The 26,240-nt window shown below is 70.8% G+C and carries 26 protein-coding genes and 3 tRNA genes; 17 read left to right on the forward strand and 12 right to left on the reverse strand.

Features of this window, described 5'->3' with window-relative positions; translation table 11 throughout:
• Window positions 1–4: 4 nt before the first annotated feature.
• The 9 genes from ACFWJX_RS13870 to ACFWJX_RS13910 all read right to left on the reverse strand — a co-directional run bounded on the left by ACFWJX_RS13870 (window position 5) and on the right by ACFWJX_RS13910 (window position 7,740).
• Window positions 5–667, reverse strand: a complete 663-nt coding sequence (locus ACFWJX_RS13870) for an RES family NAD+ phosphorylase (protein WP_383241426.1) — start codon at window positions 665–667, stop codon at window positions 5–7.
• On the reverse strand, window positions 664–1,374 hold the full coding sequence (locus ACFWJX_RS13875) for a hypothetical protein (protein ID WP_383241429.1): 711 nt from the start codon (window positions 1,372–1,374) through the stop codon (window positions 664–666). The genes ACFWJX_RS13870 and ACFWJX_RS13875 overlap by 4 nt, the downstream gene beginning before the upstream one ends.
• Complete coding sequence (locus ACFWJX_RS13880; protein ID WP_383241432.1) at window positions 1,361–4,831, reverse strand: CHAT domain-containing protein; 3,471 nt, start codon at window positions 4,829–4,831, stop codon at window positions 1,361–1,363. Before ACFWJX_RS13880 ends, ACFWJX_RS13875 begins: the two co-directional genes overlap by 14 nt.
• 248 nt (window positions 4,832–5,079) lie before the next feature.
• Entirely contained in the window at window positions 5,080–6,135 is a 1,056-nt protein-coding gene (locus ACFWJX_RS13885; protein WP_383241435.1) for a UDP-N-acetylmuramate dehydrogenase, read from the reverse strand.
• A 159-nt stretch (window positions 6,136–6,294) separates the two neighbouring features.
• Complete coding sequence (locus tag ACFWJX_RS13890) at window positions 6,295–6,723, reverse strand: MaoC family dehydratase (protein ID WP_150472338.1); 429 nt, start codon at window positions 6,721–6,723, stop codon at window positions 6,295–6,297.
• Window position 6,724: 1 nt separating this feature from the next.
• Complete coding sequence (locus tag ACFWJX_RS13895; protein ID WP_383241437.1) at window positions 6,725–7,177, reverse strand: MaoC family dehydratase N-terminal domain-containing protein; 453 nt, start codon at window positions 7,175–7,177, stop codon at window positions 6,725–6,727.
• A 119-nt stretch (window positions 7,178–7,296) separates the two neighbouring features.
• Entirely contained in the window at window positions 7,297–7,461 is a 165-nt protein-coding gene (gene rpmG, locus ACFWJX_RS13900) for a 50S ribosomal protein L33 (RefSeq protein ID WP_018834916.1), read from the reverse strand.
• A gap of 87 nt (window positions 7,462–7,548) precedes the next feature.
• A tRNA-Met gene (locus ACFWJX_RS13905) sits at window positions 7,549–7,621 on the reverse strand.
• Between the two features lie 46 nt (window positions 7,622–7,667).
• Window positions 7,668–7,740 (reverse strand) — tRNA-Thr (locus ACFWJX_RS13910).
• A gap of 249 nt (window positions 7,741–7,989) precedes the next feature.
• On the opposite strand from ACFWJX_RS13910, the gene ACFWJX_RS13915 reads away from it, so the two are divergent.
• Together ACFWJX_RS13915 and ACFWJX_RS13920 are read left to right on the forward strand one after the other, a co-directional pair.
• On the forward strand, window positions 7,990–9,255 hold the full coding sequence (locus tag ACFWJX_RS13915) for an amidohydrolase family protein (RefSeq protein ID WP_383241440.1): 1,266 nt from the start codon (window positions 7,990–7,992) through the stop codon (window positions 9,253–9,255).
• Window positions 9,256–9,340: 85 nt separating this feature from the next.
• Window positions 9,341–9,997 carry an SDR family oxidoreductase gene (locus ACFWJX_RS13920; RefSeq protein ID WP_383241443.1) on the forward strand — a complete coding sequence of 219 codons (657 nt, stop codon included), beginning with the start codon at window positions 9,341–9,343 and terminating at the stop codon, window positions 9,995–9,997.
• 30 nt (window positions 9,998–10,027) lie between these two features.
• Here ACFWJX_RS13920 and ACFWJX_RS13925 read toward each other — a convergent pair whose 3' ends face one another.
• Entirely contained in the window at window positions 10,028–10,240 is a 213-nt protein-coding gene (locus ACFWJX_RS13925) for a hypothetical protein (RefSeq protein ID WP_383241446.1), read from the reverse strand.
• A 98-nt stretch (window positions 10,241–10,338) separates the two neighbouring features.
• Here ACFWJX_RS13925 and ACFWJX_RS13930 point away from each other — a divergent pair, with 98 nt between their 5' ends.
• A complete protein-coding gene (locus ACFWJX_RS13930; protein WP_383241449.1) occupies window positions 10,339–10,653 on the forward strand; it encodes a hypothetical protein in 315 nt (104 codons plus the stop codon).
• A 109-nt stretch (window positions 10,654–10,762) separates the two neighbouring features.
• Here ACFWJX_RS13930 and ACFWJX_RS13935 read toward each other — a convergent pair.
• Window positions 10,763–10,860 (reverse strand) — tRNA-Tyr (locus tag ACFWJX_RS13935).
• A gap of 179 nt (window positions 10,861–11,039) precedes the next feature.
• Here ACFWJX_RS13935 and ACFWJX_RS13940 point away from each other — a divergent pair.
• From ACFWJX_RS13940 to ACFWJX_RS13950, 3 genes are all read left to right on the forward strand, one after another.
• Entirely contained in the window at window positions 11,040–11,663 is a 624-nt protein-coding gene (locus ACFWJX_RS13940; RefSeq protein ID WP_383241452.1) for a hypothetical protein, read from the forward strand.
• 109 nt (window positions 11,664–11,772) lie between these two features.
• On the forward strand, window positions 11,773–13,176 hold the full coding sequence (locus tag ACFWJX_RS13945; RefSeq protein WP_383241454.1) for a hypothetical protein: 1,404 nt from the start codon (window positions 11,773–11,775) through the stop codon (window positions 13,174–13,176).
• A gap of 150 nt (window positions 13,177–13,326) precedes the next feature.
• A complete protein-coding gene (locus ACFWJX_RS13950) occupies window positions 13,327–14,115 on the forward strand; it encodes an NUDIX domain-containing protein (RefSeq protein ID WP_383241457.1) in 789 nt (262 codons plus the stop codon).
• On the opposite strand, the gene ACFWJX_RS13955 is transcribed toward ACFWJX_RS13950, so the two are convergent.
• Window positions 14,099–15,106, reverse strand: coding sequence for an XRE family transcriptional regulator (locus ACFWJX_RS13955; protein WP_383241888.1), 1,008 nt, complete (start codon window positions 15,104–15,106; stop codon window positions 14,099–14,101). The genes ACFWJX_RS13950 and ACFWJX_RS13955 overlap by 17 nt on opposite strands.
• A gap of 1,007 nt (window positions 15,107–16,113) precedes the next feature.
• On the opposite strand from ACFWJX_RS13955, the gene ACFWJX_RS13960 reads away from it, so the two are divergent.
• The 11 genes from ACFWJX_RS13960 (at window position 16,114) to ACFWJX_RS14010 (ending at window position 26,233) form a co-directional block, all read left to right on the forward strand.
• Window positions 16,114–16,371, forward strand: a complete 258-nt coding sequence (locus tag ACFWJX_RS13960; protein WP_383241460.1) for a DUF6284 family protein — start codon at window positions 16,114–16,116, stop codon at window positions 16,369–16,371.
• Between the two features lie 56 nt (window positions 16,372–16,427).
• The gene (locus ACFWJX_RS13965) at window positions 16,428–16,658 is read left to right on the forward strand and encodes a DUF6303 family protein (protein WP_383241463.1); all 231 of its coding nucleotides are present in this window, start codon (window positions 16,428–16,430) and stop codon (window positions 16,656–16,658) included.
• Window positions 16,655–17,662: a DUF2637 domain-containing protein gene (locus tag ACFWJX_RS13970; protein ID WP_383241466.1), complete on the forward strand. Its 1,008-nt coding sequence runs from the start codon at window positions 16,655–16,657 to the stop codon at window positions 17,660–17,662. The genes ACFWJX_RS13965 and ACFWJX_RS13970 overlap by 4 nt, the downstream gene beginning before the upstream one ends.
• On the forward strand, window positions 17,662–18,003 hold the full coding sequence (locus tag ACFWJX_RS13975) for an RRQRL motif-containing zinc-binding protein (RefSeq protein ID WP_383241469.1): 342 nt from the start codon (window positions 17,662–17,664) through the stop codon (window positions 18,001–18,003). Before ACFWJX_RS13970 ends, ACFWJX_RS13975 begins: the two co-directional genes overlap by 1 nt.
• Before the next feature lie 76 nt (window positions 18,004–18,079).
• Window positions 18,080–19,651, forward strand: a complete 1,572-nt coding sequence (locus ACFWJX_RS13980) for a hypothetical protein (RefSeq protein WP_383241472.1) — start codon at window positions 18,080–18,082, stop codon at window positions 19,649–19,651.
• A gap of 1 nt (window position 19,652) precedes the next feature.
• Complete coding sequence (locus ACFWJX_RS13985) at window positions 19,653–21,764, forward strand: hypothetical protein (protein ID WP_383241475.1); 2,112 nt, start codon at window positions 19,653–19,655, stop codon at window positions 21,762–21,764.
• Between the two features lie 222 nt (window positions 21,765–21,986).
• Window positions 21,987–22,298 carry a hypothetical protein gene (locus ACFWJX_RS13990; RefSeq protein WP_383241478.1) on the forward strand — a complete coding sequence of 104 codons (312 nt, stop codon included), beginning with the start codon at window positions 21,987–21,989 and terminating at the stop codon, window positions 22,296–22,298.
• A 170-nt stretch (window positions 22,299–22,468) separates the two neighbouring features.
• Window positions 22,469–23,272: a hypothetical protein gene (locus tag ACFWJX_RS13995; RefSeq protein ID WP_383241481.1), complete on the forward strand. Its 804-nt coding sequence runs from the start codon at window positions 22,469–22,471 to the stop codon at window positions 23,270–23,272.
• Window positions 23,269–24,162: a bifunctional DNA primase/polymerase gene (locus ACFWJX_RS14000; protein ID WP_383241484.1), complete on the forward strand. Its 894-nt coding sequence runs from the start codon at window positions 23,269–23,271 to the stop codon at window positions 24,160–24,162. Before ACFWJX_RS13995 ends, ACFWJX_RS14000 begins: the two co-directional genes overlap by 4 nt.
• The gene (locus ACFWJX_RS14005) at window positions 24,159–24,983 is read left to right on the forward strand and encodes an SLOG family protein (RefSeq protein WP_383241487.1); all 825 of its coding nucleotides are present in this window, start codon (window positions 24,159–24,161) and stop codon (window positions 24,981–24,983) included. Before ACFWJX_RS14000 ends, ACFWJX_RS14005 begins: the two co-directional genes overlap by 4 nt.
• Window positions 24,980–26,233, forward strand: coding sequence for a DUF3631 domain-containing protein (locus ACFWJX_RS14010; RefSeq protein ID WP_383241490.1), 1,254 nt, complete (start codon window positions 24,980–24,982; stop codon window positions 26,231–26,233). Before ACFWJX_RS14005 ends, ACFWJX_RS14010 begins: the two co-directional genes overlap by 4 nt.
• Window positions 26,234–26,240: the final 7 nt, after the last annotated feature.

A 26,240-nucleotide genomic window follows, 5' to 3' on the forward strand; every position in this document is an offset into this window, starting at 1 on the left:
GCGGTCAGTCCGCGGGCTCCGGCGGCACGATCACCGCGCGCAGGGGGGCCAGCAGCCGGTTCGCCGCGTCCACCCCGGCGAACGTGGCGAGGTCGTAGGAGACCAGCGGCTCGCTGTGGAGGGGCACGCCGTCGCAGCGGTCCCCGAACAGCACGAGCGCCTCCCGCGGCCGGTGCCGCCGGGACTGCCAGAGCAGACCGTGCGCCTCCTTGGCCTGACGCCGCAGTTCCTGGGCCCAGTACCGGGTGCGCGGGTAGTCGTCGGGCTCGCAGTCGAGCAGCCAGCTCGTCTGGCAGACGGCCGCCAGGTCCTCCTCGGTGCGCAGCGACACGAAGGTCAGCTCGGTGTCCGTGACGACCTGGGCGAGCGTGTACCGGCTGGCCTGCGCCCACGGCACCAGCCGGGCGCCGACGACCGGGTCGAAGTCCATGGACCTCAGCAACACCTCGGCCAGCGCGGTGGTGGGTTCACGGGTGGCGTACAGGTACGGGTAGGGGTCCTCGGCCGTGCAGTCGAAGCGGCTGCCGCCGAACTGCGTGTGCGCCTCGACCGACTTGAAGCCGGTCGCCGGGTAGCGGGTGCGGTGGCAGCGCCAGAGCGCGGTGCCGGCGGGGAGCATCGTGACCCGGGGGACCATGGTGATCTCCGGGGGGATCTGCCGTGTCATCGGCCGCCCTCCTCGACGAGGGCCAGCGCGGCGTCCGCCAGGCGGTCGTCCGGTACCCGGCCGAGCAGCGAGGCCGGCGGCCCGCCCAGCCAGGAGTTCCGGCCCAGCCACCAGTCGGCGGCCCCCCAGGGGTCGCGGTCGGCGAGCAGGATGCGGTTGATCCGTACGACGATGTCCCGGGGCTGCCCGGTGTCCGGATCGAACTGGAACTCGGGGCTGCGCGGCCCGTCCTCGGGATCGGCCAGCACGATGACGTCGGCGGGCCCCTCGCCCGCGGCCGGGCTCCCGGCCGGCGCGGCGGCCCGGGACGGCGCGGTGAGCAACCGCCGCCGCACCGCGGCGATGACGGCGGCGACGGGGTCGGCGACCTCTCCCTCGGGAAGGTCCGGCTCCCCCGCCGCCGGCGCCGCGTACAGCTCCTCCAGCGCAGCGAGGACCGCCTCCGGCGTCGGTACGGTCGTCGCCGTGGCGATCGAGCGGTGATCGGCGGCGTGCAGCAGTTCGGCCAGTACGCCCGCCTCGTCCGGGACGGGCCACAGGGCGCGGACGATCGCCATCACGGCCATGCCGGCCCGCTCGGGGTCGTCGCCGACCTCCCGCAGCCGTTCCGTCATGGCCAGGAAGTGCCGGTACTGGTCCTCGTCCAGCCATTGCCGAAGCTCTTCCCGGTGTCTGACGAGAAGGGCCAGCAGCTCATTCGTGTCCAACGGTGTTCCCTTCGGGTCGGACCGGTGCGGGGTTGCCCTGATGGATGAAGGGGGCCCAGGCGTCCGCGGACAGGGCCGGCTTGCCCTCGATCCGGACGGCCAGCGGCCCGGGAAGGCGCGGAAGCGCGGGCCGGTCGGCGTCCAGCGCCCACAGCTGGGCCCGCCGCAACGCCTGTGCGGGGTCCGCGCCCTGGGCGAGGAAGTGGTGCAGGGCGTACATCAGGACGGCGGAACTGGCGTCGGCGACGGACCACTTGGAGCCGATGACATCGGCGGCCCCGCGCGCGACGAACGCGGTGGTGAGCGTGAGCGTCTCGTCGTGGTCCCGGGTACTGAGGTCGGTCTCGCAGGCGCTGAGCACCACCAGCGGCCCGGCGCCGCCGCCCCCGTCCACGGCGGGCGCCCCGAGCAGCCGCCGTACGGTGAGCAGGCCCGCGTCCTCGGCGGCGCCGCGCGGCCGGTGCAGCAGCAGCCTCGACACGGTGGGCAGCTCACCGGCGATCCCGTGGACGCTGAACTCCACCAGCGTGGCGGGCCGTTCGGAGGTGCCGCCGGGCAGCAGCGGCAGCAGCTCGTCGGGGGTGCCGTCGACGTCGAACACGTTCCGGCTGAGGAAGCCGAAGCAGCGGGCCTCCGGATAGAAGGCGGCACGCAGCGCCTCGACCTCGTGCTCCGCGTACGCCAGCGTGGCACGCGGGTCGGCGACCAGGACCGGGGCCTCGGCCAGGGGCAGCCGGGTCCGGGCGGCGGACCGTACGAACTCCGCCCCGGACGCGGCGTAGCTGAGGACGGCGTGGTCGAGGGCGTACACGGGCCGCTCCCCCGCACCCGCGCCGAGCCGGGCCGCGTGCCAGGGCACGATGCCGAGGTTCCCGGCGGGCAGCAGCACCAGCCGTACGGGGTCGTCGGGGCGGGCCGGGCGGCCGGGTCGGACCACGTCCAGGACCGGACCCATCACGGCGGGCCCCGCCCAGTCGCACAGCTCCTCCAGGGCCGCCGCCCAGGCCGCCACCGCCTCCGCACGACCGGGCGCCGAGGGCGGTACGTCGGGTGCGGTGACGGCGGAACGGGCCCGTGCCGCGTCCACGTACCGTTCCAGGGGCGCGCGTTCCGCCGCGGCGAGCCCGGTCAGCTCCAGCGACAGCGGCGCCAGTCCGGGCCGTACCACCAGCGCCCGGCCGGGCCCTTCGCCCTGCCCGACGAGCAGATGCACCACGGCGTCGACCCCGGCGGCCTCCGCCGCGTCGGACACCTCCTGCCAGCCCGGCCCGGCCGAGATCCCGGCGGTGCGCAGCGTCCTCAGGGCACGGCGCCGCAGGGTGCTGGGGATGAGGGTGTCGGCGTCCTTGCGGACGGCGGCCGTACCGGCGTCCGCGCCCGCGCGGGCGGCCTCGCGCCACCGGCCGGCGAGGTCCGTCTCGCCGCACGCCTCCAACTGCTCCGGCACGCTCGCCGAGGCCGCGACCGCGCGCAGGACGAGGGCGCGCCCCGCCTCCAGGACGCGCAGCGCGGTGGCGGCGTCGCCGGACTCCGCCGCCCACACGGCGGCCGCGACCCCACGGTCGGCCGCCGCCCGCGCGGCCTCCAGACCGTGCTCGGCGCCGATCTGGAGCAGCACGTCCTCGGCGACCTTCTCCAGCAGCCGCTCGGTCGCCTCCAGCGCCCGCTCGGTGTCGCCGGGGCCGCCGCGGCGCCGGTACTGGTCGGCCAGCTTGCGGTACACCTCCTGCGCGGTGCCGCACCCGGTGAGGTCGCCGATCTCGGCGCGGGCCGCCTCCAGTTCCGCGAGCGCCGCCGCCAGGGCCGCCGGATCGCCCCGCCGGTCGTACTCGATGTCGAGGACGAGGGCCATGCCGAGCCGCGAGCGGATGTCCTGGTCGGCGGTGACGCGGGGACCGCCGAGCGCGGCGCGCAGCTGCTCGACGTCGTCCAGGAGGCTGCCGGCGGACGGGTCGATGTACTGTTCCAGCGCCTTGCACATGGCCCCGACGGGCGCCACGATCCCGCGCAGCGCGATCGGCATGCCGGGGTGCTCCTTCGACTCGCGCAGATACATCAGCGCCCGCCGCAGCGGCGGGCCCACCGTTCCGCCGGCCCGGCCGATGGCCATGGTCCGACGCAGCTGCAGGAAGCCGAGGACGAAGAGGACGATGCTCGCCGAGCCGCTGTCCTCGGACAGCTCCTGACGCATCGCCAGGAGGCGTTCGCCGATGTCGTCGAACGCGTCGAGGTCGTCCTCGGGCGCGTCGCAGACCCGCTGGTACTCCAGGAGGGCTCGGCCCGTCTCCATGAACTCCCGGCCGGCCGTGCCCGAGGCCATGCCGTCGGCGAGCGCCGCCAGGTCGATGTCCTCGGTGAGCAGGCGCTGCGCGGCCTTGGCGTCCTCGATGTTGCCGCCGTTGAGGGAGGCACCGGAAAGCAGCGCCGCCTGGAGGACGGCCGCCACGCCCGGCGGGACGTCCTGGTCCTGTCCGGCCTGGAGCAGCGGCTTGGCCGCCTCCACCAGGTCCTCGGGGTTGCCCGTGCGCATCGCCACGCCGAAGCGGGCCAGCCCCGCCGTGGTCTGTTCCTGCCAGGAACCGCGCGGCAGCCCCTCGACCGCGCTTTCCAGCTCCTCGGGACGCAGGATGCCGGGCGCGAACAGCTCCATCAGCGGAAGCATGTCGTTCGCGGCGAGTTCCACCTGCTCTCGGATCTCCTCCTGCGCGCCGCCCATCTCCACGGGCGTGGCGTCGGGCAGGCCCTTGAGCAGTTCCATCGCCGCGCCCATGAACATCTGGAGCTGCGGCGGCATCGCGCCGGTCGCGGTGGCGAAGTTGCCCAGCTCCAGCAGGGAGTCCCGGTCGCGGGCGGTCTGCATCATCCGCAGCAGCGTGGTCCAGCGTTCCAGGTCCGGTTGGTCGGCCGGGTCGGCGGTCTCCGCCAGTTCCGTGAGCAGGGCACCGACCTCGGCGAGATCCTCGCGCAGCACGGTGCTGTCGGGTGCCATGAAGGTGGCGCCGACCGTCAGTACGTCGATCATGTCCCGCCGGCCCTGGAACGAGAGGTCCGGCAACTGCGGCACCAGGAGCCTGATCAGCAGCTTGGTGACGGCCGTCCGGGACCGCGTCTCCCGCTCGTCGACGGGTTCCTGCTCCCGGGCCTCGCGCAGCAGGACGAGGGCCTCGGCCCGGTCGGCCGTCGGGTCGGCCGACCCACCGTGCGTCGCGTCGGCCAGGTGACGGACGGCCAGCAGCGTGCCGCGCGCCATGCGCAACGCGCGCCCCCCGACCCCGTCCGTCTCCCGCTCGGCGTCGGCCAGTTCGCGCAGCATCCGCTCGGTCGCGGCCCCGTCCGGCGGCACGCCCCCCTCGCGGGCGTCGGCCCACTCCTGACTGACCGCGGTGGCCCGCCGGAACAGGTCCCGCGTCCGCGCTTCGCCCTCGTCCCCTCCGGCCGTCCCCTGAGTCCCGCTCACCGTCACGCGCGCCTCCCCGGATCCCTGTCGCCCACATACTGGCGCCGCCGCAGGGCCCGCGAGGCGGTTTCGGCCGCATTTCAGCCGCCACGACCGGGAAACAACCGTGCTGTGGGGGAGTCAGGAGACACAGGAAGCGCCCACCATCGAGGCAGGGGGCGCCCGCGGCCGCCGGGGCTACGGATCGGGGGAGGCCCTTGGCCCGCGGCCGCCCCCTGCCCAGGGCGCCAGACGCGTGTGGAACGTGGCTAGAGCCCGACCCCCACCATCACCGGCTCGTTCACCAGCGTGACGCCGAACGCCTCCCGCACCCCGGCCACGACTTCCCGGGCCAGGGCCAGCAGGTCCTCCGTGGTGGCCTCGCCGCGGTTGGTGAGGGCGAGGGTGTGCTTGCCGGAGATGCGCGCGGGTCCGCTGCCGTAGCCCTTGGTGAAGCCGGCCTTGTCGATCAGCCAGGCCGCGGAGGTCTTGGTGCGCCCCTCCCCCGCCGGGTAGGCGGGCGGTACGGCGTCCTCGCCGAGCCGCTCCTTCACGCGCGCGTGGAACACCGCGAAGTCGGCGTCGGTGAGGATCGGGTTGGTGAAGAAGGACCCGGCGGACCAGGTGTCGTGGTCCTCGGGGTCCAGGACCATCCCCTTCCCCGCACGCAGCTTCAACACGGTCTCGCGGGCCTGCGTCAGCGGCACCCGGTCGCCGGGTTCCACGCCCAGCGCGCGTGCCGTCTCGGCGTACTTGACCGGCGCGGACAGCCCGTCGGCGTCCTCCAGGGCGAAGCGGACGCGCAGCACGACATAGCGCTCGGGGTCGGCCTTGAAGCGGCTGTGCCGGTAGGAGAAGGCGCATTCCTCGTTGCCGAGGGTGACCGTCTCGCCGGCGCGGCGGTCGTAGGCGATCACTTCGGTGATCGTGGCGGAGACCTCCTGGCCGTACGCGCCCACGTTCTGGATCGGGGTCGCGCCCGCCGAACCAGGGATGCCGGCCAGGCATTCGACGCCGGCCAGCCCGGCCTCGACGGTGCGGGCGACGGCGTCGGTCCACACCTCACCGGCGGCCAGCTCCAGTGTCGTACCGACGAGGTCGAAGCCGCTGGTGGCGACGCGCAGGGCGGTGCCCGCGAAGCCCTTGTCGCCGATGACGAGGTTGGAGCCGCCGCCGATGACGAGCAGCGGCGTGCCGGCGGCGTCGGCCTCACGCACGGCGGCGACCACCTCGGCGTCGGTCGTCGCGGTCACCAGCCGGGTGGCGGGGCCGCCCAGCCGGAAGGTGGTCAGCGGGGCGAGCGGGGCGTCGTGGATTTCCAGCACCCGCCCAGCCTACGAGACGGCACCGACAGCCTCGCCCGCGCACTCACCCCGACCCTGGCCATGAGTAAGGGGCGCCCCTCAAAGGAGGACGCCCCTTACCTCACCGGTCCCGGCGAGGACATCCCAAGGCCCGGACGTGCCCGCTCGGGCCGGCCCGCCTCAGGCCAGCCGTACGACCGCCCGTGACATTCCCAGCACCTTCTGCCCGCCGCTGGTCGCCGTCAGGTCCACGCGGACCGTGTTGTCGTCGAGCTTGGCGCCGATCTTGCCGCTGACCTCGATGGTCGCGCCCTGCTCGTCGTTCGGGACGACGACGGGCCGGGTGAAGCGGACGCCGTACTCGACGACCGCGCCCGGGTCGCCGACCCAGTCGGTGACGACCCTGACCGCCTCGGCCATGGTGAACATGCCGTGCGCGATGACGTCCGGCAGGCCCACCTCCTTGGCGAACTTCTCGTTCCAGTGGATCGGGTTGAAGTCCCCGGAGGCACCCGCGTACTGGACGAGGGTGGCACGGGTCACGCCGAACGACTGGGCCGGCAGCTCGGTGCCGACCTCCACGTCGTCGTAGGAGATCTTCGCGGTCATGTCAGCCCTCCTCCGCCGCGCGGGCGACGAGCTTGGTCCAGGCGGTCACGACGTGCTCGCCGGTCTCGTCGTGGACCTCGCCCCGGACGTCCACGATGTCGTTGCCCGCCATGGACTTGATCGCCTCGATGGTGGAGGTCACCGTGAGCCGGTCACCGGCCCGCACCGGGCGCCGGTAGGCGAACTTCTGGTCGCCGTGCACCACCCGGCTGTAGTCCAGACCGAGCTGCGGGTCCCGGACGACCTGGCCCGCGGCCTTGAAGGTGATGGAGAACACGAAGGTCGGCGGGGCGATCACATCGGAATGCCCGAGCGCCTTGGCGGCCTCCGGGTCGATGTATGCCGGGTGGGTGTCCCCCACGGCCTCCGCGAACTCGCGGATCTTCTCCCGGCCGACCTCATAGGGATCGGTGGGCGGGTAGGTCCGCCCGACGAAGGACTGGTCGAGCGCCATCGGCTCGGCACCTCCTGGTTGCTCTGCGTCGCTCTACTGACCGGTACTGGTCGCTCAACGACGTGAGGCCGCCCCCGATCACTCGGGGACGGCCTCACGTACGAGCCTGTAACTACTAACTATCGCGTTTCGCGATGCGCGGTGTGCGCATTGCAACGCGGGCAGTGCTTCTTCATCTCCATGCGATCCGGGTTGTTACGCCGGTTCTTCTTGGTGATGTAGTTCCGCTCCTTGCACTCCACGCAGGCCAGCGTGATCTTCGGGCGGACGTCGGTGGCAGCCACGTGAGTGCTCCTTGACGAACGGATGGGACATATACACAAAGAAGAGTAGCCGATCGAAGGACCGACCCCACAATCGGCTACTGTCAGTAGCGGTGACCGGACTTGAACCGGTGACACAGCGATTATGAGCCGCTTGCTCTACCGACTGAGCTACACCGCTTTGATGGGATCAGGTCCCGTCTCGCGACGGGAACCTCACCCACCAGAGCCCCAATACGGAATCGAACCGTAGACCTTCTCCTTACCATGGAGACGCTCTACCGACTGAGCTATTGGGGCGAGCGATGAAGACATTACACGGTCCGCAGCCGTTCACCCAAATCCGTTTACCCGGCCCCGTCCGACCCCGTTCCGCCCAGGCGGCACAAGGCTCCTGAGCCCCTCGGACCCACCGGACCACACCGGTACGACTATTGCGCTCCTCCCCGTCGGCTCCGGACGGCCGCCCTAGGCTCGACTCACTCTGTGTGATCTTGCCCGAGCCCTCGGGCACCGAGCCCCCACTCTCTGCCGAGCCCCTGGAGCGCGATGCCCGACAGCCAGCCGCAGCCGCCCCCGTCCTCCGGTACGCCCGGAGGCTCCCCGGACGGGCGGCCGGACCCCGGCACCCTCCTGCTGTGCGGCGCCCGCCTCACGGACGGCCGGACCGTGGACGTACGGCTGGGCCGTGGCCGCATCGAGGCGGTCGGCACCGCAGGCAGCCTGACGGCCGGCCCCGCCCACACCCCCGGCACCCGCCTGGACCTCGGCGGCTACCTCCTCCTCCCCGCCCCCGCCGAACCCCACGCCCACGCCGACATCGCCCTCTCCGCGGACACCGACGGCCCCGTCTCGTACGCCCCCGAGGACGTGCAGCGCCGCGCCACGGAGGCCGCACTGCTGCAACTCGGGCACGGGTCGACGGCGTCCCGCGCGCACGTCCGCGTCGGCGACGTCCAGGGGCTCGGCGCGCTGGCGGCCGTCCTCCAGGCCCGGCGCTCGCTGCGCGGCCTGGCCGAGCTGACGACGGTGGCGATGCCCCGGCTGCTCACCGGGGCGGCGGGCGCCGACGGGCTCGCGATGCTGCGGGACGCGCTGAAGATGGGCGCCTCGGTGGTGGGCGGCTGCCCGGACCTGGACCCCGACCCGACCGGCTACGTGGAAGCCGTCCTGGAGGTCGCCTCCGAACACGGCTGCCCCGTAGATCTGCACACCGACGCCGCCGACCCGGCCCGGCTCGCCCGGCTGGCCGCCATGGCGGGCGGCCTGCGCCCCGGCGTCGCCCTCGGCCCCTGCGCGGCCCTCGCCCGCCTCCCCGCCGAGTCCGCGGGCCGCACCGCCGACCAACTCGCCGCGGCCGGCATCACGGTGGTGTGCCTCCCCCAGGGCGGCTGCGGCGCCACGGACCGCCGCGGGACTCCTCCCGTACGGCTGCTGCGCGCGGCCGGCGTCCGGGTCGCGGCCGGCAGCGGCAGCCTGCGGGACGTCTCCAACCCGGTCGGTCGGGGCGACCCGCTGGAGGCGGCGTACCTCCTCGCCTCCCGCCACGGCCTGCGCCCGGAGGACGCCTACGACGCCGTCAGCACGTCTGCGCGGGCGGCGCTGGGCCTCCCGGAGGTCCGGGTGGAGGCAGGCTTCCCCGCCGATCTGCTGGCCGTCCGCGGCGACCGCCTGGCTGGCGCGCTCTCGCTGGCGTACAGCCGGATCGTGATCCACCGGGGCCGGGTGGTGGCGCGCACCAGCGCGGTGCGCGAGTACTGCGACTCGGCGGCGGCAGCGGAGCTGGGGCTGCCGCGGCAGGGGCGGGGGACCTAGTCGTAGGGCGCGGGGGGCGTCGTTCTCCCGCCGGGACGGCCGGGCCGGACAGCGCGGGGCCCCGGCCGGGCGTACGGTCGAGGGCATGCGCATTGTCATCGCCGGGGGTCATGGTCAGATCGCACTGCGGCTGGAGCGTCTGCTCGCCGCACGCGGAGTCGAGGTCGCGGGCATCGTCCGCAAGGCCGAACAGAGCGACGACCTGCGGGCCGTCGGCGCCGAACCGGTCGTCCTGGACCTGGAGTCGGCGTCCACGGAGCAGGTCGCGGAGGTCCTGCAGGGCGCGGACGCGGCGGTGTTCGCGGCGGGCGCGGGCCCGGGCAGCGGAACGACCCGCAAGGAGACCGTCGACAAGGGCGCGGCGGTCCTGTTCGCGGACGCGGCGGTACGCGCGGGCGTACGCCGCTTCCTCGTCGTCTCCTCCTACGGCGCCGATCCCGACCACCAGGGCGACGAGGTCTTCGACGTCTACCAGCGCGCCAAGGGCGAGGCCGACGCGTACGTCCAGGGCCTGGACGGTCTCGACTGGACGATTCTGCGCCCCGGTTCACTCACGGACGACGCGGGCAAGGGCCTCGTCCGGCTGGAGGCGCGGACGGGCCCCGGGTCGATCCCGCGCGACGACGTGGCCGCCGTCCTCGCGGAACTGCTCGACACCCCGGCGACGGCCGGCCTGACCCTGGAACTGGTCTCCGGGTCGACGCCCGTACCGGTGGCGGTGAAGTCGGTCGCGGGCAACTGAGCGCGCTGCCGGGCGCCTTGCCGACGGCGTTCAGAACAGCGGCAGTTGGCCGGGGATGCCGGACACCACGTACCCGTCCAACGAGGGCTGGGCGGCACCCAGTTGCGCCGTGCTGCGGGATCCGGGGCAGGAGGTCAGCCGGCCGTTCTCGCGCGCGCCGGGCGGGTCGTGGCGGGCGAACCGTCCGGCGACCACGGCGATCTCCCGACGGCACTCGGGGCAGGTTCTGCGACGGCTGGACATGGAGTCAGTCTGCCCCAGTGCGCCACACGGGTACCGCGCGACAACGTACGCCCCGCTCGCCGCGCGCAACTGCCGTCCCCTCCCTAGCATCCCTACATGTGGCACATACCTTCGAGGAACTCGTGGCGAAACAGCGCGCGGCCGACGAGGCTCACGCGAGGGTCCTGCACCTGCGGGACACCTACGGCGCGCCTACGGCAGCCCCCTGGTCCCAGGCCCAGACCGACACCTACGAGACCGCCTGGCGTGCCTGGCGCGATCTCGCCCGCGACACCCAGGCCGCGCTCACCGACTACGCCAAGGACGAGGGCAGGCCCCGCAACGCCGTCGAAGCGGACGTGAGGAGAGCCGCGAAGACCCCGGAGGAGGCACCGGGGACGGCGTTGGGAGAGCCACCGCCCGGCGACCGATGAGCCCGGCCGGGACCATGTCCGACGTCGGCAACCAAGAAGAAGCCTCAAAAAACGAAGCAGACCCCCTCCGCTCTGCGTTTCCGCAGTTCGGAGGGGGTCTCACTCAGCGTGGCGGCGCCAGGATTCGAACCTGGGAAGGCTGAGCCGGCAGATTTACAGTCTGCGCAAGAGCGCCAGCCTATCTGTGCCTTGACCTGCTGCTTTGCCTATCGGTGATCGAGACTCAGGGCATCTCGTCCACGTACCGTCCAGATCTTGAGAGTGCCCGCGTGATGTGCCTCGGAACTGTACGTCCTGGAGAGGCGTCAGTGTCTGCGGATCCGAAACGGCGACAAGACGACGCAACCATGCAACCGAGTCACAGCCGTCGGCAGGAAGGGGCAGGCGTGGGCTTGGCGGACTGGGGCGATGTCCCGACATGGATCGGAGCGGGCGGTGCAATCGGGGCGGCGGTCTTCGCGTACCAAACGATCACGAGCCAGCGGCGGCAAATCGGCGAACAGCGGTCGTTTATTGCCGAGCAGTCGCGGTTCATGGGCGAGCAACAGCAGAACCTGGAAATGGAGCGTGCAGAGCTGCGCGCTGCGGCGGAGGATCGACGGTCGACGCAGGCCCGGCGAGTACGCATGCACGAGCGTCGGGCTGGTGCCACGACCGACGGACAGGGCGCAGTTGTCCCTGACGATCACTGGGTGGTCACGGCACACAATGAGAGTGACGTGCCCGTACACGATGTCGAAGTCCGATTCGGCAGCGCGCACACCGCTGCAGAGGTCCACGAGTGGCGTGGCCACTGGAACCAATCGGTGGAGTCACGAGGGGAGCGGCTGACGCTGCCCGTGCACGTACTCGGGCCAGGACGGGCTGCGCGATTCTTGTCGCAGCACTGGTCGCCGACGACTCTGCACAACAACCGTCCCACCCTGTACTTCACCGACGACAACGGCGTCCGCTGGATGCTGGACTCCTACGGGAAGTTGGACGAAGCCCCCGCTCCTGGGGCCTCGTGAAGGGTGCCGTCCGCGATGGGCGTGCGCCCCATAGACCTCTGCACCGACCTGGAGACCGTCTCTGAGCAAATGGCTTACACGAACACGGGGACACTGGCATTATATCTCCATGAGAACCATGCTAATCGATTGCAACTACCCTATCGAGGATTCTCTAGAGGTTAGTTTCGCGTCGACAGTCTCCTGCTACGACTTCGATGTAGTCCTGTGGGACATCGAAGGAACATTCGAGCACTACAACGATATCTGCAGAAAGGAACAAGGCCTGCCCACGCTTAATGATGGGCAATCCAGGCAGTTTCTGGAGGCTATTCAACGACGACGCGATGAGTTTGCAGAAATCCTGAGACTGGGCAGGGCCCTGGTTATTTTCCCGGGACGGAAACACGAAATCCTGAATCCTACCGGCGAACGGGATTCCGGTACCGGAAGGAATAGGGTCGAGACCCGAAAAGTGGCACCGATCAGCTTTCATCGGGCTCTCCCATTTGAACTGGAGATATCTCCAGGCGCAGGGGTTGAGGTTGAAGCGTTGCCAGGACCACTTCAGGCTCTCTGGCGAGAGACTCAGGGATATTGGGTGTACAGAGGAGTCCTCAAGAAGTACCCCGGTTCGCCCGCTTTCAAGATTGCACAAACCGATAACACGGTTGGATCCTACGTTAGATACAAAGATGGAGGAATCCTCGCAATCCTTCCTGAACCCTACTGGGATCCCACTGGGGGTGAGGAGGGAGACGAGGAGTCAGATGTCAGCGCCACAGAACAAGAACACTCTTCCACGCCTGAGCGTTTGCACGCTTGGCTGCGCAGCCAGATGCAACAGGAAACCGAAGACGCTCCCGTTTGGGTCGCCGATTTTTCCTTCCCTGAGATGCGAGCCCTCGATGACCAGTTGTCGACGCTGCAAGATGAACTCAAGGAACTCCTCGAAAAGATTGATAAAATCAAGGCATCACAGGCAGGGGAAGGGAAATGGAAGCGTCTGCTATACAGCCAAGGTGGCGTCCTAGAGTCTGAAGTCGAGCGAGCCCTAGAAACTCTCGGCTTTGAAATCCTACCTACTGTGCAGGGCAGGGCTGACATTCGCGTAAAATCGGGGGACTCTCAGGCTGTCGTCGAGGTCAAGGGAATCAGCAAGAGTGCTGCCGAAAAGCATGCCGCACAATTGGAAAAATGGGTCTCTGAGGAGATCATTGCCGGAGAGTCGACCCCGAGAGCCATTCTCGTTGTCAACGCGTGGCGTGAGAAAAGTCTGACTGAACGAACGCAACCAGCCTTCCCGGCTCAGATGCTCGCCTACAGCAAAAGCAAGGGTCACTGTCTAGTGACGAGCACTCAGTTGTTGCTGATGGCCCGAACTGCCATGACTGATCCCACGAAGGCTGAGGCAATCAGAAAAGAATTGCTAAGCACGGTTGGCACCGTGCCAGGCTGGGACCTGCCAAGTCCGCTGATCATTGAGACGGAAGACGCCGTGACTATCGAAGCGCCAGAGACGGATCAGACGTGAAAAGGAGCCGCGGCCTAGCGACGCCTGTCTCTGCCAACGGGGACGCGAGACTAGGCGTCGGCTTTACCGCGCGGGCTCGCCGCTGATGATGCGGGTGCCCACCCCCGCTACGCTGGTACGCACCACGGCAGAACGGAGAGTGTTCCGCGCATGGGCCCGAAGACGACGAAGGTCTACGAAACGCTCCGCGAACGGCTCGCCTCAGGCGAGTACGCCCCCGGTACCAAGTTCCCGTCCGAACGCACCCTGAGCGAGGAACTCGGCATCGGCCGAACGGCGCTGCGCCAGGTGCTTGCGCGTCTCGTCTCCGAGGGTGCGTTGGAGGTTCGCGGACGGAGCGCGTACCGCGTACCGGGACCGGTGAGTGTGCAGACCCCAGAAGGGCTCGAACCGTGGCGCATCCACGGTGAGCGCGACCTCTACGACAACCGGTGGGTGAAGCTCCAACTCTGGGATGTTGAGCCACCCGGGGTAGAGCGGTTCGAGCATCACGTGGTGAAGCTGCACCACGTCGCGATTACGGCCGTCGTGGACGACCAGGACCGCGTGCTCATGATGTGGCGGTATCGCTTCGTCCCGCAGCAATTCGGCTGGGAGCTCCCCGGCGGCATCGTGGACGAAGGGGAGGATGCCGCCGAGACGGCGCTCCGGGAAGTCGTGGAAGAGACCGGTTGGCGACCGAAGTCGCTGGAGCACGTCGTCACCTATCAGCCCATGATCGGGATGGTCGACTCACCACACGAAATCTTCGTGGGCTACGGGGCTGAACAAGTCGGTACGCCGACCGACCTCGAAGAAGCCGGCCACATCGAGTGGGTGCCCCTCGCAGACATTCCGGGTCTCATGGCGCGCGGTGACCTGATGGGTTCCGGAACGCTGGTCGCACTGCTCCACATTCTGGCAAACCGCGGAAAGCCGGGGGTCACAGCCGCGCACTGAGCAGGTCGACACGGCGGCGCTGCCGCACCGAACCAGTGCGGCCGGCCAACAGGCGCGCCTGCCGCAGGTGCGTTTGGGCGTCGTCGTACTCGGCTCGCGCCAGGTGGGCCTGTGCCAGGTCTGTGTGTAGCCCTGCTCGCGCACGGACGAAACTGGGGTCTGCGATCTCCAGAGCTGCATAGAGGCTGCCGACCGCATCGGTCTCACCGAGCAGGGCGAGCACGTTGCCCTGCCATCGAGCCAGGTGGGCGCCGTTCAGGAAGATGCTCAGCATGTCCGGGTCGCGGTCCTCAGGTCCCGGCGGAATGACCTCCATGGCCGCATCGAGAGCGCGCTTGGAGTCGTCCACCATTCCGGCATGGCCGCACAGCTCCGCTTCTGCGGCGAGCAGCCACGCCCGGAGCCGGGGCGAGCCGTGCCCGCCGAGGGTGCGTTGCGCATCCCGAATCAGGTCGACACCGAGCGCCGGCCGTCCCGCCTCGCGGAGCACGTACGCCTGCTCTGCTTTGGCGTGGGCAAGGTACATCGGGGCCTCGGCATCATGCGCCGCTCGCTTCGCCAACTCGTAGTGACGCCAGGCCCGTTCGACTGCACCCGAGTCAATCGCTTGCCACGCCGCCAGGGTTGACGCACCGGCGAGTGCGAGGGCGACGGGACGGCGCGCGTTCGGCAGCACGGCGAAGTTCAGCGCGTCTTCGAGCGCAGCGAGGTGCCCCGTCATCTGGTCGACGAGACCGGACGCGCCACGCTCCCGGTCCATGGTGCGCAGCAACTCCGTCTGTGCGTTGAACGCCTGCACCATGGATCCGCTGACGCTGCTGGCCGAATCGATCCTGCTCAGCAATTCGTCGTAGCCATCTGCTGCCGGTGCGGGAACCGCCGACGCGGTCCCCCTCAGCTCAGCGTCCGTGACACCGAGAATCTGCCGCAGGACAGTCGCGTAGCGGTCCGAGATGGTGCGCTTGCCGTTCTCCCACTCGGACACGTACACCCGCAGGCTCGCGGTGGACGCAACGTCGGTGACGTGCTGCCGGGCATACCGCTCGATCTCCCGGACCAATCGCTCTTGGGACCAGCCTCGCGCCGTTCGCGCGCCTCGAAGTCCTGTGCTCACAGACCACCGTCCGGCGATAGCTCCATACCCCAACCATCCCAGCATGCCGGACGTTGCCGCAGGTCAACAGGGGTTAACAGGACGGAAGTTAAGCCCTGTTGGCTACCGGGGACCCCGCCTCGAACTGTCTCCTAGAGGTGCACCGCGAGGACGGATCGCCACCCAAATCAGCGAACCACCTTGACTCTGGTGCGCACCAGATGCAAGCTACTGGTGCGCACCAGATTAAGGGCTAGTCCCGGAATCGCGGCGCGCAAGAACGTCCGGAGGAAAGCGCCCGCAGGGGTGCCAGTACAAAGGCAGCGTCGGTTACTTGAGAACTCAACAGATTGTCAGACGACGGGGTGTGAGTCCCCGTCTCCGCAGCGGCCCGGGTGACGGCCGCAGGCGGCCACTTCGCGGCAGGTGAACCAGTCCTGTCCCGCGTGCCAGCTCTGGAGAACAGCCCTGGGGATCATCCCTCCGCCACCGGAGGTCAACCGTAGGGGTGCCACCTGGTACGCGCCGCCCTGCTGGCGTCAGAGCAGTGACGATGACGCGCCCGATTCCCCGGCTCGGGACCGGTCCCCCTGGATGGCGGACCGGTGAAGCCGTGTCCCTTCGACAGAGGAGTCCCGATGAGCCAACGACAGCTTTGGGTGTCGCCGTGATGGACCGGCCGGCGTCGCCTGTGCAGTAGCTCGGTCCTCCCGTATCCAGCTTTCGCGGCGGCTCACGCTGCGCCGGTTGCCTCCCCCGCCCGTCCGGTCCCGCACTTTGCGGAGTCCGTACGGGCGGGGTTGAGGGGAGCCGGATATTCCGACCCCAACGGCAAGCGCCCCCGGTGCTGTAACACCGGGGGCGCGGTTCGGGCCGTTGCCACCTTGCAGGGAGAACACGACCCTATGAAGCACATCGTGACTGTTCAGGAAGCTGTTACCGCATTCGCGGACTGGATGGAGCCCACCGACTCCGAGTTGGACGCGATCGAGGCTGAGATGCTGGGCATCCTCGCGGACGTCGAGGCGCTGGACGTGCAGATCGCCCTGCTCGACCAGGCGCCCACCGAGCTGGACCAGCGCCGGGTGCGCCGCGATCGCCGCCGCGTGTTGTCCGAGCGGGCGGTGCTCGCCAACCGCGTCGTCTCGGGTGCGGTGGCGTGATGGCGCGGGAGCTCCGAGCGCAACTGTCTGCGAGTCAGAGCGGCTGGCGGTTGTACGTGGTGGTACGAGGCTCGCTCGATCCGTGGCCCGAGCACAGCTTCGGCCCCGGTGAGCGGGTGCCGACGTTCACGGAGCGGGCGCAGGCGCTCACGGCGCTGGGGTTCGTTCAGGCGCCGGCGGCTGAGTGGGAGTGGACGGAGTTCAGCACGGACCCCGCCGACCCCGCCTCGCCGGTGTGGCTGCTCGCCTCCGTCTGGGTGCGTTCACGGCAGGAGGCTGCCGCGTGAACAGTGTTCAGATCCGTTCAGCGGAGCGTGCCCTGTCGGTCGGGACGTGGTTGATCGTGTGCGGCGCGATGCTGTACTCCATCCTCACCGTCACCCCGCTCATGTCCGCCCACACCCCCGCCAAGTGGGGGTGGACGGCACCGATCCTGCCGCTCGTCGTGGACGCCGCAGTGGTCATCGTGGTCCGACTCGACTCCGTCCTTGCCCGCCTCGGTGGGCACGGTGGACGGTGGCCGATCATGCTCCGGTGGATGACCGGCACCATGACCCTCGCCCTGAACACCGCCGACTCCGCACTAAAGAAAGACCTGGTCGGCGTGGCCATCCACTCCGTGGCGCCGCTGCTGCTGATCGTCACCGCCGAGACCGGACTCGCCTACCGCCGCGCCATCACCGCCGCCGTCACCGCGCTGGAGGCACAGCAGCGGGCCGAACGCGAAGCAGCCCAGCAGACCGCGAGCGAACGAGCAGAGGCCGCCCGCCGGGAGGCACGCGAGGAGCGCGAGCACGCCGCGAACCTGGCACGTGAACAGCGTGAACACGAAGCCCGCCTCGCCGCGGAAGCCACGGAGCGCGAGGAGCGCCGGCGGCGGGAGGAGCGCGAGGAGCGGGCCGCCCGCGAGGCTGCCGAACGCGAGGCGCGTGAACACGCTGAGCGCGAGCGTGAACAGCAGCGGGCCGACCGTGAACGCCGTGAGCGCGAGGGCGCCGAGCGCCGCGAGCGTGAGCGTGCCGAGCAAGCCGAGCGTGAACGCCGTGAACACGCCGAGCGCGAGGAACTGGCCGAGCGTGAACGCGCTGCGCTGCTGGCCCTTGGACCGGCCAAGGAGAAGTTCCCCGAGGACCGGGCCCGCCGGCTCGTGAAGGCGGCGTTCGAGTCCGGGTTGCCGGTGCGGGCCGCCGCCGAGCTGTGCGGCTGGTCGGTCGGCTGGGTGTCCACCCGCTACGCCGAGTACCGCGACCCCGACACCGGCGGTGCTGAACTCGCCATCGCGAGCCGGTGATGGCCTCCATCCCGGTCTACGTCTGGCGCCTGGCGCCGGACGGCTTGGCCACCCGCCGCCAACTCCGCACGAAAGGGCTGAGGCCCGGTGGTCATGACGTGGTGGCGCAGATCGAGCGGCCCCGCCGCCGACGCGGCCCGCTGGTCGCCTACCTCTACGAGATCGACAAGGCCAAGCCGATCCGGCCGATGACGCCCGCGAAATGGGCGGCCCTGTCCAAGGCCAACACCGCGCGCCGTACCTGCCCCGAGTGCGAGCGGGATGCCGGCTACGTCATCCCCGCCTCGCTCGGTATGTGCGTGCCCTGCGCCTACCCCGACGACGAACAGCGCGCCGCTTAAGCCCCGTTGGCAGGCCCGGCCAATCGCCTCCTACAGCCCTGGCCGGGCCCTACTCCCGTGAAGGAGTGCAAGCAGCATGACGGAAGTCAGCATCGAACCGGTAGCCGTACAGGCCCCGCCGGACACACCGCCCCCGCCCCCGCAGACACCGCCCGTACCGGCTCCGGCTGCCGAGGAGGTGGACCACACGCCCGGCGGCTGGCCGGTCGTCCCGCTTGCTCTGTCGGGCACGAACACCACCGTGGGTATGGTCGCCGCCGCCTCGCTGGCCGGCGGCCCGATCGCCGCGGCCGTCGCCATGACCGGCGCCGTTGCCCTCGGAATAGCTGCGGCCACCCGCAGCCGCAAACCCAGCCCGCGCCGCGAGGCACGCCGGGCTGCCGCCCGCACCGCCGGTCGTACCGCCGCAGCCCGCACCACCGGGACCGGTGGCAACCGGGCCGCCGGGCACCGCGCGGGCCGCTCGAGTGCCGGTGGGTCGGGCAAGGTGCCCGGCCAGCACCGCCGCAGTCCCACAGCCCGGACCGCCGGCCCGGCCGGCAGCAAGAGCGGCCGGACCGGCACCGGCCAGTCCAGCCGGACGCCGCAGGGTAAGACGGGTATCCGCTCCGGGTTCGGCAGTAAGGCCGCGGGCCGGGCCGGACAGGTCAAGGCGCTGAGGGATGCGCAGAAGGCCGCGGGCGGTTCGCGCGCTGAGCGCCGGGCGCAGAAGACCGCAGCCCGCCGTGCGGTCGCGGACGCCCGCCGCAACACCAACACCCCTGCCAGCAAGGCCCTGTCGGGCGGGAAGGGCGGTCTGGCCGGGCACCTGCTGGGTGGCACCGGGCGCAAGGCGCGCAACCTGCGGGACGCGGCCGTCGCCAAGCAGCGTGCCAAGCGGGATGCCGCGGCCGGTCGGCAGGTGGACTCCCAGCGCGGTGTGTTGCGCAAGGCGCCCGCCCGCAAGGCCGCCCGACAGGCGTGGCGCCGGTCGGCGGCCCGCTTCCACCGCCGCCGCCTGCTCGCCGCCCTGCTCGCCTTGCCTCTCGGTCTGCTCGGGTTTCTGACGAGCCCGATCGGCCGCAAGCTCCGCATTCCCTGGCTGGTACACCCCGGCCGTCGCCTCTACCAGCGGCTCACCGGCGCCGCCGCCGAGGAGCGGGCGGCGCGGGATGAGGAGATCCGCGCACAGCAGCGCGAGCAGGAAGCCGCCGCGGACGCCGAGGCCGCCGAGGACGGCGCCGAGGGCATCGCCGACCAGGTCGAGCGGCCCGCAGACAGCACCCCCACCCCCAGCACGTCTCAGATCGAGGGAGGACCGTCCGTGTCCGGTTTCAAGTTCGAGGACCACGCCACCGACATGCAGGCCGCCGCACTGCTCTACGAGCCGGACGGCTGCATGGAGATCCTCGCCATGGTCGAGGGCCTCCCGGAAGCGCTGCGCATGGTCGCGCACGTGATGCAGATCCTCGCGGAGCGCTCCGACTCGGAGTTCCCGCTGGAGAAGGAAGTCGCCGGCGGCTTCAACGACATCCACGAGCTCCTGCGCAAGGCCGCCGAGGGCGCCGAGGAACTCCCCGCCATCTTTCGCCGCGTCCACGCGCAGGACATCGCCCGGCACGAGGACCCCCGCAACGGCACCGAGGCAGAGAAGGGCTGGAACGTCTGACATGAGCGCCACCGCCACGAAGAACACCAGTAGTGGCCCGGTGCTGGACTGGACCGCCGGTCACGGACCCGTGACCGGCGCCCTGTCCGCCACCACCGGAGCCTTCGCCATCGCCACCACCGGCGCCGCAACCGGCATGCCCCCCGGCTGGGCACTCGCCGTCGGCGCCGCCGGAGCCATCGGCCACACCGTTGCCGGCCTGCGCAACCGCAACGCCGGCCGGACCCTGGCCACCCATGCCGCGTCCTGGCTGGTCGGGGCCGGCTGGACGACCTGGGCCATGACCCACGGCCCGCTCACCTGGGCCGCCCTCGGCTCGCTCGCCACCATCGGCATCGGCATCGGTGCCGCCGCCCGATCGTCGGCGCTGTTCGAGGAGGCGCGGGAAGAGGAGGCGCTCGCCGCCGAACTGCGCCAGGTCGCCGCGGAACTGTCCGCGGAGCGCCGGGCGATCGCCGCGGAGTGGGTGGAGCGCATTCAGCGGATCTGCGGCATCACCGTGCGCGTGCTCGGTGTCGAGCAGTGGCCGACCGGGGCCGGCTACTCCCTCGACCTCGAACCGGCCGGCGGCATCACCTACCACCGCATCGCCCAAGACTCCGCCCGCCTGTCCGCCGATGCGCGCCTGCCGCACGGCTGCACCGCGGTCGCCTCCCCCGGCATCCACCAGGGCCGCGTCATCGTCGACGTGACCACCGTCAACGTCCTGATGGAGGAACGCACCTACCCCACCGACTACAGCACCTTGTCCCTGCTCACCGGGATTCCGTGGGGCTACCGGACCAACGCGGAGAACGTCCTGGCGTACCTGCGCGAGCAGTGCGCGCTAGTCGTCGGCCCGACCGGATCGGGCAAGACCAACATGGTCCACACGATCCTGGCCGGGTTCGCCCGCGCCGAAGACGTGCTGACCTGGGTGATCGACCTCAACTCCGGCTCCGCCGGCCTGCCCTGGGTTCTGCCCGCGCTGAACGGTGAGATCAAGCGCGAGGACGGCAAGCCCGTCCGGCCCGGCGTGGACTGGCTCGCCGGCACCTACGACGAAGCCGTGCTCATGCTCGATGCCGCGGTGAAGGTGGCCAAGCAGCGCAAGATGGCCTACCAGGACCTGCTGTCCAAGGCGAACACCGACCTGCTGCCGATCAGCCCCCAGATTCCCCAGATTGAGCTGGTCATTGACGAGGGTGCCGAGATCCTCGCGAGCAGCGATCGGGCGCTGCGCAAGCTCGCGGAGAAGATCCTGGAGGTCATCCGCATCGCCCGCGCCATGGGCGTACGCACCGTCCTGACCGCCCTAGGGGCGACCGGGTCGGTGCTGGGCAACCTGATGATCCGGCGCGAGGCCAAGGTGCGCGTCGCCCTGACCGGCGGCGAGACCGAGGGCATGGACCTGGGCAAGATGTTCCCCGGCACCCGCGGCCTGCGCGTCGACCAGGCCCCCTACAAGGGCGCCGGGTTCATGGGCACCCCCGAATCCCCCGCCGGGCTGTTCAAGGCCTGGCGCATCCTGCCCAATCAGATCCGCGAGATCATCGCCGCCACCTCCGACCGACACCCCACCCTCGACGCCGTGTCCGCCAAAGCCGCCGGCCCGGACTACGCGCGGCGCTGGGATGCGGAACGCACCGCGTGGATGCGCGACCACCCCGCCATCGACGACAACCCGCGGCCCGACGCCGAGGCGCGGCCGGCCGGGGGCGGGTTGAACCTTTCCGCCCTACGCGGCGAGACGGCTCCGGTGTCGGAGGAAGAGGAGTTGGCGCGCCGCTTCCGCGAGCAGATCGACGCACAGTTCGCCACCACACCAGACCCCGACGCCACTCCGGAGCCGCCGGCCCGGCCGGGCGGGCTGAACCTGTCGGCACTGCGGGGCGAGCAGGACAGCCCCGCGCAGCGCGCCGCACTCAACGTCCTCATCGCCGCCGGCCCCGAGGGCACCGGCGCCTCCGCCATCGCCCGCGTCCTCGCCGACGACTACGGCACCACCCGACAAACGGTCGTCGGATGGCTCAAGACCTGGGTCGAAGACGGCACCGCCGTACGCATCGGAGAGGGCACCAAAACCCGCTACGTCCACCGCCGCCACACCACCGGACAGCACCCGCAGGACTGATCACTTGTCGCCTGTCGCCCCACCTCCGGCAAGAGCCCGCACCGACCCTCTACGGGCCCGGAAACGGCTTGTGACCTGGGAGGCGACAAGCGACAAGACAAGACAAGCGACAAGCCGCACGACAGGAGAGACGACAAGCCAGACGACAAGCACACCCACCCACCGCACGGGCCCGCCCCACCTCTTGGCGCGGGCCCGCGGCACACCCCGAGGGAGCCAGAAATGCGCCAGCACACCCCGCGAGGCCAGATCGCCCCACACATCCCCGCCGACGTCTTCCAGCGCGCACAGGCGACCGGACAGCCGGTCGTGTTCGTCGTCAACGACCGGCCCGCGGCCGGTGTCGAGTGGCGGCGGCTACTGCTGCCCTTCGCGATCGCCGGCGCCACCGTCGCCGGCGGCTGGGGACTGGTCGCCGCCCTGTGCTTCCTGCTCGACACCGCCGCCCACACCGCCACCGTCATCGCCGGCGCCGCCGGACCCATCGGCATCGGCGGCATGACCCTCAAACTCGCCCGCACCAAGGGCGCCTAGCTACGCCAAGGGCGGCCCCCGTTCTCGCCAAAGTCCGGGGCCGCCCTTGCCCAACCTGCCCACTACAGACCTGTTGGAGGTCATCCAGCATGACGCAACCCACCGACATTCGGCGAGTCTTACCGCCAGCCGCACCCACCCCCTCGGCGGGAGCTCCGGCGGCACTCCGCATGCGGTTCTACCTGACCACGCACAAGCGGCACTGGCTGCGCCTCACCGATGTGCCGCTGTTTCTGAAGTCCGAGCACTGGAACCGTGCTGTCAAGTGGGACGAAGCCCAAGGTCCCTACGCCCTCGACTCCGGCGGCTTCATGGAGCTCAAGGACAAGGGCACATGGACCCGCACGCCCCGCAAGTACGTCGATGACCTGCGCCGCATCTGGGAGCACGTCGGCCCCTACGACTGGGCCGCCCCTCAGGACTGGATGTGCGAGAAAGCGATCATCGAAGGCGGTTGGTTCGGCGGGCAGTACTTCGTCGGCACCCACCTCAGCGTCGCCGAGCACCAGCGGCGCACGGTGAACAACTTCCTCGAACTGCGTTCCCTCGCCCCCGACCTGCGCATAGCGCCGGTCATCCAGGGCGACAACGTGCCGGCCTACGAGCGGTGTGTGGAGCTGTACGAGAAGGCTGGCGTCGACCTGCGGGCCGAACCGGTCGTCGGCCTGGGCTCGGTGTGCCGGTTGCAGTCCACCCGCCAGGGCGCCGCGATCGTCACCGCCATGGCCGCGCACGGCTTCAAGCTCCACGGCTTCGGCTTCAAGATCCTCGGCCTGGAACGCGTCGGCCACCTACTCGCCTCCGCCGACTCCGCAGCCTGGAGCTCCCACGCTCGCCGCCGGCCGCCGCTGGCCGGCCACACCCACAAGAACTGTGCCAACTGCATCGACTACGCCCTGAAATGGCGCGAGCGCGTCATCAACGCCATCCCCACACACCACCAGATGCTCCTGACCGACCGGAGCGCAGCATGAACCAGACCCTCCTGAACGCCGCCCTCGAAGCCGCCGGCCGCGACTGGCATGTGTTCCCCCTGCGCCCTGGCACGAAGCGCCCCGCCCTGCACGGCGAGACTGCCTGCCCCGGCACCGGCCCCTGCGAGCAGGGACACGCGAAGTGGGAGGACCGGGCGACCACCGACCCGGACCGCATCCGGGCCACCTGGTCGCACGGTGCGTACAACGTCGGCATCGCCACCGGCCCCTCCCGGCTGCTGGTCGTCGACCTGGACATGCCGAAGGACAAGAGCAGTTCGGACGCGCCTAACGGCGCGACGACCTTTGCAGCGCTCTGCGAGCGCGCCGGCCACCCCGTCCCGGACACCTACCGGGTGCCGACCGCGAGCGGTGGAGAGCACCTGTACTTCGCCGCCCTGCCCGGTGTCCGGCTGGGCAACACCGCGGGCACCCTCGCACCGTTGGTAGATACCCGCGCCTGGGGCGGCTACGTCGTCGCCGCCGGCAGCACCACCCCCACCGGCACCTACACCGCCGCCAACGACACCTCCGCGGCGCCACTGCCGGGCTGGTTGCTGGAGTTGCTGCAACCGGCCCCGGCCGCGCGTCCGGTCGCGGCGCTGCGGCTGCCCGCGGTCGACGGCAGCCGCGTCGCCCTGGCCGCGCTGGAGGCCGAGTGCGCGGTCGTGGCCACGGCACCGGAGATGCAGCGCAACAACACGTTGAACCGGTGCGCATTCAAGGTGGGGCGGTTCGTCGCGTGGGGCGACCTCCCCCGGCACGTGGCCGAGGAGGCCTTCCAAGGGGCGGGAGAGGCCGTAGGACTCACCGCTGCCGAGTGCCGCGCCACCATCCGCAGCGCCCTGGACAGCTCCATCCGCAAAGCCCGGCCCAGGGACGCGGCATGAGCACCCCACTCCCCCTCCCCTTGGAAGGCCAACCCCCCGCCACCACCGGCCCAAACGCCGCCGAACGCACCGGACATCCGGCGGCTGTGGGCGAGCCGAAGGGCGCCGCCCGCCAGGGCGTCCTGTCATCCCTTCGCCCTGACCCGCACCCCGAATCCGAGCCCGAACCGGGCCCGTTCCGGGTCCTGGTCACCGGCTCCCGCGACTGGCCCCACCCCGAGCAGGTGCACCGCGAACTCTCCGCCGCACGCCAGACCGCCACGGGCCCTCTCGTGGTGGTCCACGGCGCCTGCCCGACCGGCGCCGACCGGGCCGCAGCCGACTGGACAGCGCACATGCGCCGCGTCGGCCAGCTCAGCGTGACAGCCGAGGCCCACCCTGCCGACTGGCAGCGCCATGGCAAAGCGGCGGGCCCCCGTCGCAACACGGCCATGGTCCGCGCAGGTGCCGACCTGTGTCTGGCGTTCATCCACAACGCCTCGCCCGGCGCGACCCACGCAGCCCGCACCGCCGAAGCCGCCGGCATCCCGACGCTGCGCTACACCACGACCGCCACCGCCCCGCACCCCGGCGACCCCACACCGGAGCGGCCGGGCATCCGCATCTACGCCCCTCCGCTCTACCGCGACCACGACGACGGCGCCCGCTGGTCGACCCGCACCGCCGACACCCCCACCGCCGCCTACGCCTGCCCCTGCGGCCAGACGTGCACCGCCATCGGACACGGCTCCGTAAGCGTCCTGGTCGCCGCGTACGACGCCCACAAAGCCGCCTGCCCCGGGGTGCCCGCCCCGCTCACCGAAGGGAGGACCGCCGCATGACCACCACCCACGCCATCGACGGCGCCGCGCTGCTCGATGAGGTCGAAGCCTTCCACCGCCGCTTCAACGTCTTCCCCACCGAGTCCGCCTACGTCGCCGTAGCCCTGTGGGACGCCCACGCACACCTGATGGATGCCCTCGACGGCACAGCCCGCATCGCCTTCCTCAGCCCCGAACCGGGCTCCGGGAAGTCGCGCGCGCTGGAGATCATCGAGACGCTCACGCCGCGCGCTGCGACGACCGTCAACGCCTCCGCGAACGCCTTGTTCCGGCTCGTCTCCGCAGACGAGGGCACACCCACCCTCCTGTTCGACGAGATCGACACCGTATTCGGTCCCAAAGCGGGCGGGAACGAGGAAGTCCGCGGATTCCTCAACTCCGGTTACCGGCGCGGCGCCAAGTCCCTGCGCTGCGTCGGCGACGGATCCGACCAGAAAGCAGGCTTCTTCCCCTCGTTCTGCGCGGTCGCCATGGCCGGACTCGGCACGCTGCCGGACACGATCCTGACCAGGTCCGTCATCATCCGCATGCGGAAGAAGGCCCCCAACGAGAAATGCGAGCCCTACCGGCGCCGCGTCCACGAGAAGCAAGGTCACGTCCTGCGGGATCGGCTCGCGGACTGGACCGCCACCATCCACGACCAGGTGGCCGAGGCGTGGCCCGAGATGCCCGAGGGCGTCACGGACCGGCCGGCCGACGTGTGGGAACCGCTGCTCGCGGTCGCGGACGCGGCCGGCGGGCACTGGCCCGCACGGGCCCGCGCAGCGTGCATCGACCTCATCAAGTCGGCGAGCAGCAACGACGAAGCCTCGCTCGGCGTGCGGCTGTTGACCGACCTGCGCGACAAGGTGTTCTGCGGCGTGGACAAGATGCCCACCGCGGCCATCCTCGAAGTTCTGCTCTCCCTCGACGACGCGCCGTGGGCGGACATGAGCGAGGACGGACAGGCCATCAAGCCGCTCACCGCCCGCCGGCTGTCCAAGCTCCTCAGCCAGTACGTGCGCCCCGACAACACCCCGATCAAACCCAAGGGCATCCGGGTCGGCAGCACCACCCCCAAGGGCTACTACGCCGAAGACCTCACCGACGCGTGGAACCGATACTGCCGCCCCGACCCCCAGAAATCCGCAACATCCGCAACAGCCGCAACACCGCAGGTCAACGGGGGTGAATCTGTGGCGGATACCCCTTCCGAGACCCGCCACATGTCCGCGGAAACCGACACACGCCAACTCCGCATCGCCGGCTGACCAGCCA

Source organism: Streptomyces sp. NPDC058335 (assembly GCF_042723915.1).
In the GTDB taxonomy this organism is placed as follows: domain Bacteria; phylum Actinomycetota; class Actinomycetes; order Streptomycetales; family Streptomycetaceae; genus Streptomyces.